Consider the following 12,653-nt stretch of genomic DNA (forward strand, 5'->3'; position numbering starts at 1 on the left):
TCAATCCCGGCGCGCCATCGCGCCTTCCCTGACGCGGCCGGTAAACGTGCCGCGGGCGACCAGATCGCCGCCTTCGTCGAACAATTCCGCCTCGGTCACCGCGATCGTCTTGCCGACATTCACGACGCGCCCGCGGCCGAGAAACCGCCCCGGAAGCGCCGGCCTCAGGCAGACGATATGGAAGTCGATCGTCGGCGCATAGACCTGCCCGTCGGTCGCGGCGAACAGCGCCGGCCCCTGGGTGTCGTCGAGCATCGCGGCAAGGAAGCCGCCCTGCACCGTCCCCGCCGGGTTGAGGAAACGATCGTCGATCGCGAAGCCGATCTCGATCGTCTTCGTCTCCGCATCGAACCCGCGCAGCTCCCAGCCGAGCAGCCGGGCGGAGGAGGGCGATGGGAAATCGTCGAAGATCGAAGCCGCCATTCTCCCTCTCCCCACCGGGGGAGAGGGCCGGGGAGAGGGGAAGTGCAGCGCACTATCCCGTCCTGCCCCTCTCCCAACCCTCTCCCCGGCGGGTAGAGGGCTAGTTGTTACAGCGTGCGTTCGCGCAGCTCGACTTCGAACGTCTCGAGATAGTCGCCTGCCTTGATGTCGGTGAAGTTCTGGCTGAACGTGACACCGCATTCGAGGCCCGCGCGGACTTCGGCGACGTCGTCCTTGAAGCGACGCAGCGACGCGATCTCGCCCGAGTAGATGATGACATCCTCGCGGGTGATGCGCGCCTTGAGCGCCTTGCGGATGACGCCGTCGGTGACGAGCAGACCCGCCGCCTTGCCGTGCTTGCCCGCCGAGAAGACTTCCTTGATCTCGGCGCGGCCGACGACCGTCTCGAACGCCTCGGGGCCGAGCTGGCCGGCCATGCCGGCGCGGATCTCGTCGGTGAGGTCGTAGATCACGTCATAGTATTTCAGCGCGACCTTGTTGCGCTCGGCGATCTCGCGCGCCTTGGCGTTGGCGCGGACGTTGAAGCCGATGATCGGCGCGCCGGACGCCCCGGCGAGCGTCACGTCGCTCTCGGTGATGCCGCCGACGCCCGAGTGCAGGATGCGCACCTTGATGTCGTCGGTCGAGATCTTGTTGAGCGCGCCCACGATCGCCTCGACCGTGCCCTGGGTGTCGGCCTTGACCACCACCGGATATTCCTGCGCCTGCTTCTCCTTGAGCGCCGAGAACATGCTCTCGAGGCTCGCGGGCGCGTTGGTGGTGCGCTTCTGCTGGATCACGCCGGCGCGGTACTCCGCGACCTCGCGGGCACGCGCCTCGTTCTCGACGACCTGCAGCGGATCGCCCGCCATCGGCACGCCCGAGAGGCCGAGCACCTCGACCGGCATCGCCGGGCCGGCTTCCTTGACCTGGCGACCCTTGTCGTCGACCAGCGCACGGACCTTGCCGCTCTCGGCGCCGACGACGAACACGTCGCCGACCTTGAGCGTGCCGCGGTTGACGAGGATCGTCGCGACCGGGCCGCGGCCCTTGTCGAGCTTGGCCTCGATCACCGTGCCTTCGGCGGCGCGATCGGGGTTGGCCTTGAGGTCGAGCAGTTCGGCCTGAAGCTGGATCTTCTCGATCAGCTGGTCGAGACCGATCTTCTTGAGCGCCGAGACTTCGACGTCCTGCGTCTCGCCGCCCATCTCCTCGACGATCACTTCATGCTCGAGCAGACGCTCGCGCACGCGCTGCGGGTTGGCGCTGTCGAGGTCGATCTTGTTGATCGCCACGATCATCGGCACGCCCGCCGCCTTGGTGTGATTGATCGCCTCGATCGTCTGCGGCATCAGCCCGTCGTTCGCCGCCACCACGAGCACGACGATGTCGGTGACGTTGGCACCGCGCGCGCGCATCTCGGTGAAGGCCTCGTGGCCCGGCGTGTCGAGGAAGGTGACCTTCGATTTGTCCTTCAGCGTGACCTGATAGGCGCCGATGTGCTGGGTGATGCCACCGGCCTCGCCCTTGACCACGTCGGTGCCGCGCAGCGCATCGAGCAGCGAGGTCTTGCCGTGATCGACATGGCCCATGATCGTCACCACCGGCGGGCGCGGCTGGAGCTGATCCGCCGGATCCTCGCTGGTGTCGACCGCGATGTCGACGTCGCTCTCGCTGACGCGCTGGATGTTGTGCCCGAACTCGGTGACGAGCAGCTCGGCGGTATCCTGGTCGATCGTCTGGTTGACGGTGACCGGCATGCCCATCTTGAACAGCGCCTTCACCAGGTCGGCGCCCTTCTCGGCCATACGGTTGGCGAGTTCCTGGACGGTGATCGCCTCGGGGACGACCACGTCGCGGACCTGCTTGGCCTGGGGCTCGCGCGGACCGCCATAAGAGCGGCGATGCTCCTTCTCACGCGCACGCTTGAGCGCCGCGAGGCTGCGCGCACGCGCGCCGTCGTCGCCGCCGAGCGCGCGATTGACGGTGAGCTTGCCCGACTGGCGCCGGTCGTCGCCCTTGCGATCGCGCGAGGGACGCGCGGGCTCGGGGCCGCGGCGCGGCGGCAGGCCGCCCGTCGGCGCGGGCCGCGAAGGCGAGGGTGCGGCGCTGGCGGCGGGTGCCGGCGTCGACGCCTCGCGCTCCTGGCGCTGCGGCTCGGGCTTGGGCTGCGGCTTGGGGATTTCGGGGCGCTGGACCGGCGTGAAGCGGCGCGGCGCGGGCAGGCTCGGGTCGAGCTGCAGCGTCACGGGCTGGGGCGCGGGCTTGGGCGCAGGAGCCGGAGCCGGGGCGGGTGCGGGCGCAGGCGTCGGGGCCGCGACCGGAGCCGGCGCGGGCTCGGGAGCCTTGGGCTCTTCCTTGGGCGCCTTGGCGGCCTCGGCCTCGGCGCGCGCGCGCTCCTCGAGGCGGCGGGCTTCGGCCTCGGCGGCCTCGGCACGCTCGCGCTCCTCGCGGCGACGCCCTTCCTCGAGCGCGTTCATGCGCTGCTCTTCGGCCTCGCGCAGCAGACGCGTCTGGCGCTCCTGCGGAGTCTCGTTCGAGACCGCGGGGCGCGGCGCAGGGGCTGCGGGCCGCGGAGCGGGCGCAGGCGCGGCCGGCGGCGGAGGCGGGGCGGCCTCTGCCTGCTGCGGCTGCGCATCGCCGGACTGGGGACCCAGCACGCGACGGCGCTTGACCTCCACGACCACGGTATTCGAGCGGCCATGGCTGAAGCTCTGCTTCACCTTGCCCGTCTCGACCGTGCGCTTCAGTCCCAGCGGCGCGCGCATGCCCAGTTTCGGCTTATCGTTGTCCGTGTCGCTCATGCGGCTCTTCAAAGTCCTTCGGTATGTTCTTCGTCGTGTTCGGTCGGTCGCACGTCGTTCCCGTGAGCCGATGCGCCCTGCGAGTGCGTTTCGCAAGGCTCGAGGCCAGGATCGGGTCCGATGAAATGCAGCCAGCGGTCGAGCGCGTCGCTCACCCGCTTCGCCGCCCGGGCGTCGGTCAGTCCGGCGTGTACCACATTTTCGCGGCCAAGCGCCAAGGACAATATGGTGCGCGGGACGGGCAATGTTAACCCCTTGAGGTCGGTGCCTTCCCGGTCGGTTCCCACGCGCCACGCCTGGGCGAGCTTGCGCGCGCCGTCCTCGCTTGCGTCGCTCGCATGGAGCAGCAGGTGGAGCTGGCCCGATCGCGCGGCATTCTCGATCCGGTCGCCGCCGATCGCGACATGGCCGGCCTTGAACTCGAGTCCGAGCCGATCGAGCGTGTTTCGCTGCAGCTGCACCTCGATCCGGGCGCCGAGATCCTCGGGCACGCGGACGTCGCCGGTCTTGAACGAACGCGACAGCGCGCCCTTGAGCTTGCCCTTGGCTTGCGCGGCCTCGAGCTCGGCGCGGTTCACCGCGATCCAGGCGCCGCGGCCGGGCGCCTTTGCGCGCACGTCGGGAAGCACTTCGCCGTCGGGCGAGAGCGCGAGCCGGATCAGCCCCTCGCGGGGGGCTTCCTCGCGGCTGAGGATGCAGGTGCGTGTCGCCCCCCCTCCCGCTTGCGGGAGGGGGCTGGGGGGTGGGCCCCCGCCATCCGCGAGCGAATCGCTCGTGGAGGCCGCGCGCCCACCCCTCGGTCCCCTCCCGCGCGCGGGAGGGGAAGCACCGGTCTTTACCGATCGCGTATCATTGTTCGGAGTCCGCAATTGCGTCCTCCTCGCCGGCGGTGCCGGTTTCTTCAGCGGCAGCAGGCGCAGGCTCGTCGTCGAACCAGTGCGCGCGGGCGGCCATGATGATCTCGTTGCCCTGCTCGTCGGTCAGGCCGTACTCCGCCAGGATTCCGCCCTTGTCCTCCGAACGCTCCGTACGCGTGTTCTCGCCGCGGCGGCGCGGCTCGGCGCGCTTCTTCTGGACCAGCTCGTCGGTGGCGAGGTCCGCCAGGTCGTCGAGCGTCTTGATGCCCGCCTTGCCGAGCGTGACCAGCATCGCCTCGGTCATGTACGGCATGGTCGCCAGGTCGTCGTCGACGCCGAGTTCGCGGCGGAGCTGGCGATTGGCTTCCTCGCGGCGCTCGAGCGCTTCCTGCGCGCGGCTCTGCAGCTCCTGGCCGAGCTCCTCGTCGAAGCCCTCGATCGAGGCGATCTCGTCGAGTTCGACATAGGCGACTTCCTCAAGGCTCGAGAAACCCTCGGCGACGAGCAGCTGCGCGAGCGTCTCGTCGACGTCGAGCTCGTTCTGGAACATCTCGCTGTTCGCGACGAATTCCTGCTGGCGCTTCTCGCTCGCGTCGGTCTCGGTCAGGATGTCGATCGCCTTGGCAGTGAGCTGCGAGGCGAGGCGGACGTTCTGGCCGCGGCGGCCGATCGCCAGGCTGAGCTGGTCGTCGGGAACCACGACTTCGATGCGGTCCTCTTCCTCGTCGATCACGACGCGGCTGACGTTCGCCGGCTGCAGCGCGTTGACCACGAAGGTCGCGGTGTCGGGCGACCAGGGGATGATGTCGATCTTCTCGCCCTGCATCTCCTGCACCACCGCCTGGACGCGGCTGCCCTTCATGCCGACGCAGGCGCCGACCGGGTCGATGCTGGAGTCGTGCGAGATGACGCCGATCTTGGCGCGCGAGCCCGGATCGCGGGCGGCGGCCTTGATCTCGATGATGCCGTCGTAGATCTCGGGCACTTCCTGCGCGAACAGCTTCTTCATGAAGTCCGGATGCGCGCGGCTGAGGAAGATCTGCGGCCCGCGGTTCTCGCGGCGGACGTTGAGGATGATCGAGCGGACGCGATCGCCGACGCGGACGACTTCGCGCGGGATCTGCTGGTCGCGGCGGATGACGCCCTCGGCGCGGCCCAGGTCGACCACGACATGGCCGAACTCGACGCGCTTGACGACGCCGGTGATGATCTCGCCGACGCGGTCCTTGAATTCTTCATGCTGGCGCTCGCGCTCGGCGTCGCGGACCTTCTGGAAGATGATCTGCTTCGAAGCCTGCGCCTGGATGCGGCCGAATTCGATCGGGGGCAGCGGATCGACGATATAGTCGCCGACGACCGCGCCCTTCTGGAGCTTCTGCGCGTCCTTGACCGAGACCTGCTTGAAATAGTCGTCGACTGCCTCGACCACTTCGACGACGCGCCACAGGCGAAGGTCGCCGGTGTTGGGGTCGAGCTTGGCGCGGATGTCGTTCTCGACGCCGTAGCGGTTCTTGGCGGCGCGCTGGATCGCGTCCTCCATCGCCTCGATGACGATGGCCTTGTCGATCAGCTTCTCGCGCGCGACCGCATCGGCAATGGCAAGCAGCTCGGCCTTGTTCGCGGAAATGGCAGTGGCCATCAGTCTTGTTCCTCGTTCTCGAACTCTTCGGCGCCTTCGATCGAAAGCGGCACGGTTGCGGCAATCAGTGCGTCGGTCATCAGCAGCTTGGCGTCGGCGATCGCGCCGAACGGCACCGTGACTTCGCGATATTTGCGGACGTCGACGGTGACCTGGTCGCCCTCGACACCCTTCAGGATCCCGGTGAGCTGCTTGCGCCCGTCCTCGGTCGGCTCGGCGAGGTTGAGCCGCGCCTCGTGCCCCGCCCAGTCCTGATAGTCCTGGAGCCGGGTGAGCGGCCGGTCGATCCCCGGCGAGCTGACTTCGAGCCGATAGGCATGGTCGATCGGGTCGCGGCCCTGCGCCTCGAGCTCGTCGAGCCGGTCCGAGATGCGGCGCGACAGGTCGGCGCAATCGTCGATGGTCAGCTGGCGGGTGTCGGGGCGCTCGGCCATGATCTGGAGCGTCGGGTCGCTGGTGCCGCCGAACATCTTGACGCGCACGAGCGCGAGCCCGAGCGCCTGGGCTTCGGGTTCGATCAGCTTCGTCAGTTCGGCGATGTCCGCCACGATAGTCTCCGGCAATCGGGTAAGCAGCTTCGGCGCCGGAGCCCGCGGGGCCCCGACCTCGGCATGTTTGACGATGTCGAGAAAGCACAGGCGATATATCCACTTGGGCGCAGGACGGCAAGGGGAGTCTATCGCCCGCGATTCAGCTCGGGTTGTGCGTGTCGAGGAACTTGCCGACGCGGCTCAGGAAGTCGGTGGCGTTGTCGGGATCTGCGAAGCCGTGACCCTCGCCCTTGTAGACCACATATTCATGGGGCCGGCCGAGCTTTTCCAGCGCCTCGTGCAGGCGCCGCGACTGATAGAGCGGGACATTGTCGTCCTCGTCGCCATGCGCGATCAGGATCGGCACGCCGAGCTTGTCGACGCTCTTGATCGGCGAGATCTGGTCGAGCTCGAAGCCCTTGTCGCCCTGCACCTTCGACTGCCAGTCGCGCGCGTAGCGCGGCGCCGAAAAGCTCTTGCGGTCGTAGCGCAGCATCGAGCCGACGTCGGAGATGCCCGCCAAGCTGATCGCGCAGCGATAAAGGTCGGGGTTGCGCACCGCCGCCCACATCGCCGCATAGCCGCCGAACGAGGCCCCCATGATGCATACGCGCTTCGCATCGGCGGTGCCGCGGCCGGCGAGCCATTTCACGCCGTCGTCGATATCGTCCTGCATGGCGCGGCCCCAGGCGCCATAGCCCTTTTCGACGAAGCTCTTGCCGAAGCCGGTCGAGCCGCGGAAATTGGGCTGGAGCACTGCATAGCCCTTACTCGCGAGATACTGGACCCAAGGGTCGAAGCCCCAGGCATCGCGCGCGAACGGGCCGCCATGGGGCATCACGATCAGCGGCAGGTTCTTGTCGCTCCTGCCGGGCGGAAGCGTGAGATAGGCGCGGATCTCGAGCCCGTCGCGCGCCTTGTAGCGCACCGGCTCCATGGCCGCGAGCCGCTTGTCGAACAGCGCCTCGTGCGGCGCGGCGAAGGGCGACATCTCCCGAGTGGCGCGGTCGTAGAAATAGAAGATGCCGGGATCGTCGGCCGCCGAACTCCACACGAGCAGGCGCATCTTGTCGCGGCTGGTTGAGACGACGCGGTTCACCTTGCCCGGCAGCGCGCGGTCGATGCGGCCCTGCAATGCCTTGAGCTGCGGGTCGATCCAGGCGACCTCGGGCTTGTCGTCGGTGTAATAGACGCCCGCCACCTTGCCATCGGGCAGCAAGTCGAAATCGTCGATGTCGACGCTCGGATTCTCGTAGAGCTGCTCGCCCACCCGGTCCGCCAGAAAGTCGTAGCGATAGAGGCCGAACCGCCCGGTCGCGCCGGCAGCGACGGCGAAGCCCTGGTCGCTGCCGTCCAAGGGTATGAACTTGTCGACGTCGGTACCGTCGTCGCGCGTGCGCTTGATGCGCTTGAACTCCTGATCGGCAGCCGTGCGATAGAGCAGCCACCATTTCTTGCCGTCTACGCCGATGCCCGCGCGGACCACACCGCTATTGTCCGCGTACCAGCTCCACACATGCTCCTGCGCGCGCACGATCCGCTCGGATTTGCCGGTGTCGAGATCGACCCGAAAGACCGAGGGATATTCGTAGATGCTCGGCTGGGTCGACAGCAGCACGAACTTGCCCTCGCGATCGACATGGATCAGGTCGTCGCCGATCAGCCCCTGCTCGCGCGGGCCCACGAAGCTGGTCTTGCCCGTCCCGAAGTCGAGCAGGGCGACGCGCGTCATCCGGGCCTCTTCGCCGAGCAGCCGCGTCGGGGTGGCCATGCTGACCAGCAGCTTCTTCGACCCCGCCCAGCGCACCCAGTTGACCTTGTATTTCTCGGGGATCGAGAAATTGTGCGGCGCGCCCGGATGGGCGGAGGCGGCCATCAGCCGCACGACCGGCTTGCCCTTCTCCACGCCCATCGCGACGACCAGCTTGCCGTCGGGCGACAGGATGGGGCTCGTGAGCGATGCCACTGCTCCCAGATCGGCCGCAGTCGGCACTGTCAGCGCGACGGGGTCCGGTTCGTGCGCCGTCGACGGGGGCGCCGCCAGGGCAGCCGCCCCCGCGAGCGCGAGCACTCTCAAGAATTTCGATCGCATGGACTTGCCCCCAAGTCTTTTTCCCGCGGCCACGATGACTTGGGAGCGCGCCGGCATGCAAGCGAAATAGCAGCGCGCGATGACGCGCGCGCAAGAACAGGCTAGGTTTGCCGCCTCGACGAATAGCAAAGGGGTTCGCCACATGATCCTGCACGCCAGCTTCCTGCTGCCCGCGGCACTGCTCGCCGCCTGCAATGCGCCCGGCGAAGGCAATGCCGGCACCGCGATCGCCGCGCAGGACAATGCCGCGGCCCCCGCCGCAGCCGGGCGGCCGTTCGCCGTCACCCCCGTCGCCGACTTCGACGCGCCCTGGGCGATGACCTTCCTCCCCGACGGGCGGATGCTGGTGACCGAGAAGGCGGGCGCGCTGTTGCTCGTCTCGGCCGACGGCAAGACGCGCCAGACCCTCGCCACGGTGCAGGTGATGCGCGAGGGCCAGGGCGGGCTGATGGACGTGGTGCTGCACCCGAAGTTCGCGCAGAACCATCTCGTCTATTTCAGCTATTCCGAGCAGCGCGCCGACGGGCTGAAAGGCGTGGTCCTCGCGCGCGGCACCTTCGCGGACGGCGCCGCTCCGAAGCTCGAGAACATCCAGACGCTGTTCCGCGCCGATCCCTATGTCGAGGGCAACGGCCATTTCTCCGGCCGAATCGCCTTCGCGCCCGACGGCAAGCTCTTCTTCACCAACGGCGAGCGCCAGAAGTTCGACCCCGCGCAGGACCCGAAGGTCACGCTCGGCAAGGTGCTGCGCCTCAACGACGACGGCACGCCGGCGGCGGGCAATCCGCTGGCGGCCCAGGGCTTCCACCCGGCGATCTGGTCCTATGGCCACCGCAACCTGCTGGGCGTCGCCTTCGACAAATCGGGCAATCTCTGGGAGATCGAGATGGGTCCGAAGGGCGGGGACGAAGTCAATCTGATCCTGCCCGGGCGCAACTATGGCTGGCCCAAGGCCTCGAACGGCAGCCATTACGACGGCCGCGACATCCCCGATCACACCGCGGGCGACGGGTTCGAGGCGCCCAAGGTCTGGTGGAACCCCTCGATCTCGCCGGCGGACGTGATCGTCTATTCGGGCAAGCTGTTCCCGCAGTGGCAGGGCGACTTGTTCATCCCCGCGCTTTCGGGCCAGGCGCTGATTCGCGTCGACGTCGACGGCACCGATGCGAAGAAGGGCGACCAATGGCCGATGGGCGCGCGCATCCGCGAAGTCGAGCAAGGCCCCGACGGCGCGCTCTGGCTGCTCGAGGACGGCGGCGACGGCTCCCAGGGGCGCTTGCTGCGTTTGACTCCCGCGGGGTGAGCTCCCCGCCCAGGGAGTAGGTACCATGCGGGCAGGTGCGTGGATGGCGGGCGCGGCGCTGTTGGTGCTGTCGGCCTGCGGCGGAAGCGGAAGCGGCGGCGGCACGATGACCCCGCCGCCTGCGCCGACACCCAGCCCAAGCCCCGCGCCCGCGCCAACCCCGACCTCCTCGCCCACGCCGACACCGACGCCGATCGCGAACGTCCAGTCGACTGCGGTGGCGACGCTCAGCTGGCCCTGGGCGATGGTCTTCCTCCCCGACGGCCGGATGCTCGTCACCGAGAAGCCGGGCGCGCTCCGCATCGTCACGCAATCGGGCGAAAAGTCCGCGCCGCTGGGCGGCCTCCCCGCGGTCTCCTATGCCGAGCAGGGCGGGCTGCTCGACGTCGCGCTCCATCCCAGTTTCGCGACGAACCGGCTCGTCTATCTCAGCTATGCCGAGCCGGGCACCGGCGGCGCAGGGCTGGCGGTCGCGCGCGGCACGCTGGTCGAGGACGCCGCCGGCCCGCGGCTGGGCAACGTGAGCGTGCTATGGCGCCAGACGCCCAAGGTCTCGGACACCGGCCAATATGGCGGCCGCATCGCCTTCGCGCCAGACGGCAAGCTGTTCGTCACCGCCGGCGACCGGCGCCAGATCGGCCAGGTCCAGAGCCTCGCCACCACGCTCGGCAAGATCGTGCGGCTCAATGACGACGGCACCGTCCCCGCCGACAATCCCTTCCTGGGCACCGCCGGCGCGCGCGGCGAGATCTGGAGCAGCGGCCACCGCAATCCCTATGGCCTCGCCTTCGATTCGGCCGGCCAGCTCTGGGAGACCGAGATGGGGCCGATGGGCGGCGACGAGTTCAACCTGATCGTCCGCGGGGGCAATTACGGCTGGCCCAACGTCTCCAACGGCAGCAACTATGACGGCACGCCGATCCCCGACCATGCCCCCGGCGACGGCTATGTCGCCCCGCTGACCTGGTGGACTCCGGTGATCGCGCCGGGCGGAATGGCGATCTACTCCGGCAGCCTCTTCGCCGACTGGCGCGGCGACGCGATCATCGCAGGACTCGTGAGCCAGGGGCTCGTCCGCGTCCGCTTCACCACCAGCAGCGCGTCCGAAGTGCAGCGCATCGGCCTCGGCCGGCGCATCCGCGAAGTCGAGCAGGGCCCCGACGGCGCGCTCTGGGTGCTCGAGGACGCCGCCGACGGACGACTGCTCAAGCTCGTGCCGCGCTGATTATTCGGCGGCGCTGACGATCGGCCCGAAATCGAGCTCCGCCTGCGCGACGCGCCCGAAGCTGCGGCGGTGGTGCGGCGTAGGGCCCAGCACCCGCAGCGCCTCCTGATGCACCTTGGCCGAATAGCCCTTGTTCGAACGCCAGCCATAGCCCGGGTGGAGCGCGTCCAGTTCGTCCATCATGCAGTCGCGCTTGTGCTTGGCGACGATCGAGGCCGCCGCGATCGACAGGCACAGCGCGTCGCCGCCCACCACGGCATGGCTTTGGTGGTCCCAATCCGGGCAGCGATTGCCGTCGACCAGCACGAAGGCGGGGCGGAAGCCCAGCGCCTCGACTGCGCGCGACATCGCCAGCATCGAGGCCCAGAAGATGTTGAGCGTGTCGATCTCCTCGACGCTCGCGATGCCCACGCCCACCTTGGCGCAGGCGAGCAGTTCGGCGCAGAGCCGCTCGCGTTTGGCGGCGGTGAGCACCTTCGAATCGTCGATGCCTTCGGGAATGCACCGCGGGTCGAGCACCACTGCGGCGGCGACCACCGGCCCGGCGAGCGGCCCGCGCCCCGCTTCGTCGACGCCGGCGACCGGCCCCTTGTGCAGGCGCTTGTATTTCCGCTCGAATTTCAGGTCAGGCATCGCCGACTCGCCATGGCGGAAAGCGGCGCATCTCGCCAGCCTGATAGAGACGAATCGAATTGCCCGCCGGATCGCGCAGCCGCGCCTCGCGCCAGCCCCAGGGCTCGTCCTTGGGCTCCTGCTCGAAGGCCACGCCCTGCTGCTGGAGATAGGCGACGGTGACGTCGAGGTCGCCGCATTCGAAATAGACCACCGGCGCGGCATAGCCCTCGGTCGCCACCGAAAAGGTGGCGCCGCCTTCGGTCTCGAACCGTGCGTAGCGCGGAGCGGCGCGGACCACCTGCCGCAGCCCGAGCAGCCGGTAGAAGCGCTCGCTCGCGGCCAGGTCCTGCGCCGGCACGGTGACCTGGTTGAGCATCGGCTCGAAGAAGCTGGTGTTGAGGTCGAGCCGCACTGCCTGCTGCCCCATCGGGCCATGGCCGCGGCCGATGCCCGGCGCCTCGCGCATCGCGATCCGAACGAAGCGGCGCGCACGCGTGACGGCAGCGGGCAGGTCCCATTCCTGCGCCAGTCCGCAGGCGATCGCCGAGGAAAGCGTGCAGCCGGTGCCGTGCGTCGCCTCGGTTTCGATCCGCGGATCGCTCCATTCGATGTGCGGCGGGTCCTCGGGATCGGCCGAATAGAGCCGGTCGGTCACTTGGCTGCCGGTGCCGTGCCCGCCCTTCACCAGCACCGCGCAGCCGTGCGCGGCGACCAGCTCCTGCGGGTCGCGGCCGAGCGCCTCCAATTCGGGCAGGTTGGGCGTGGTGACCGTGGCCCGGTCCATCAGCCGCTCGAAGGCGGCGATCGTCGCCTCGTCGGCCAGCGTCGCGCCGCTGGTCGCGACCATCACCGGATCGAACACCACCGGCACGCCGGGAAGCTCGCCGAGCCGCTCGGCCACCGCCAGCGCAGTGCGCGCCGATCCGATCATGCCGATCTTGACTGCGTCGACGCCCAGGTCCTTCACCACCGCGTCGATCTGCGCGAGCACCATGTCGGTCGGCACCGGATGCACCTTGGTGACGCCCAGCGTGTTCTGCGCGGTCAGCGCGGTGATCGCGGTCATCGCATGGCCGCCGAGCATGGTGACGGTCTTGATATCGGCCTGGATGCCGGCGCCGCCGCCCGAATCCGAGCCGGCAATGATCAGGATACGCGGAGTCAC

At 68.9% G+C, this 12,653-nt stretch carries 10 protein-coding genes; 2 read left to right on the plus strand and 8 right to left on the minus strand.

Annotated elements, in window-relative coordinates:
- The 6 genes from J7500_RS02005 to J7500_RS02030 all read right to left on the minus strand — a co-directional run bounded on the left by J7500_RS02005 (window position 1) and on the right by J7500_RS02030 (window position 8,345).
- On the minus strand, window positions 1–423 hold the full coding sequence (locus J7500_RS02005) for a PaaI family thioesterase (RefSeq protein WP_294059561.1): 423 nt from the start codon (window positions 421–423) through the stop codon (window positions 1–3).
- A gap of 107 nt (window positions 424–530) precedes the next feature.
- Window positions 531–3,227 (minus strand): translation initiation factor IF-2, encoded by a 2,697-nt coding sequence (gene infB, locus J7500_RS02010; protein WP_294059563.1) that lies wholly within the window; start codon window positions 3,225–3,227, stop codon window positions 531–533.
- Between the two features lie 8 nt (window positions 3,228–3,235).
- Window positions 3,236–3,922: a DUF448 domain-containing protein gene (locus J7500_RS02015; protein ID WP_294060657.1), complete on the minus strand. Its 687-nt coding sequence runs from the start codon at window positions 3,920–3,922 to the stop codon at window positions 3,236–3,238.
- Between the two features lie 154 nt (window positions 3,923–4,076).
- Window positions 4,077–5,723, minus strand: a complete 1,647-nt coding sequence (nusA, locus tag J7500_RS02020) for a transcription termination factor NusA (RefSeq protein WP_294059566.1) — start codon at window positions 5,721–5,723, stop codon at window positions 4,077–4,079.
- Window positions 5,723–6,271, minus strand: coding sequence for a ribosome maturation protein RimP (gene rimP / locus J7500_RS02025; RefSeq protein ID WP_294059569.1), 549 nt, complete (start codon window positions 6,269–6,271; stop codon window positions 5,723–5,725). The genes nusA and rimP overlap by 1 nt, the downstream gene beginning before the upstream one ends.
- A 142-nt stretch (window positions 6,272–6,413) precedes the next feature.
- Window positions 6,414–8,345, minus strand: coding sequence for a S9 family peptidase (locus J7500_RS02030; RefSeq protein WP_294059571.1), 1,932 nt, complete (start codon window positions 8,343–8,345; stop codon window positions 6,414–6,416).
- Window positions 8,346–8,487: 142 nt separating this feature from the next.
- Here J7500_RS02030 and J7500_RS02035 point away from each other — a divergent pair, with 142 nt between their 5' ends.
- A complete protein-coding gene (locus J7500_RS02035; protein ID WP_294059573.1) occupies window positions 8,488–9,648 on the plus strand; it encodes a PQQ-dependent sugar dehydrogenase in 1,161 nt (386 codons plus the stop codon).
- Window positions 9,649–9,673: 25 nt separating this feature from the next.
- A complete protein-coding gene (locus J7500_RS02040; RefSeq protein WP_294059574.1) occupies window positions 9,674–10,873 on the plus strand; it encodes a PQQ-dependent sugar dehydrogenase in 1,200 nt (399 codons plus the stop codon).
- Here the strand turns inward: J7500_RS02040 and J7500_RS02045 are convergent, their stop codons facing one another.
- Both J7500_RS02045 and thiD read right to left on the minus strand, forming a co-directional pair.
- Entirely contained in the window at window positions 10,874–11,506 is a 633-nt protein-coding gene (locus J7500_RS02045) for a ribonuclease HII (RefSeq protein ID WP_294059576.1), read from the minus strand.
- Window positions 11,499–12,653 (minus strand): bifunctional hydroxymethylpyrimidine kinase/phosphomethylpyrimidine kinase, encoded by a 1,155-nt coding sequence (gene thiD, locus J7500_RS02050; RefSeq protein WP_294059578.1) that lies wholly within the window; start codon window positions 12,651–12,653, stop codon window positions 11,499–11,501. The genes J7500_RS02045 and thiD overlap by 8 nt, the downstream gene beginning before the upstream one ends.

The organism is Sphingomonas sp. (genome assembly GCF_017744835.1).
Taxonomy (GTDB): Bacteria; Pseudomonadota; Alphaproteobacteria; order Sphingomonadales; family Sphingomonadaceae; genus Sphingomonas.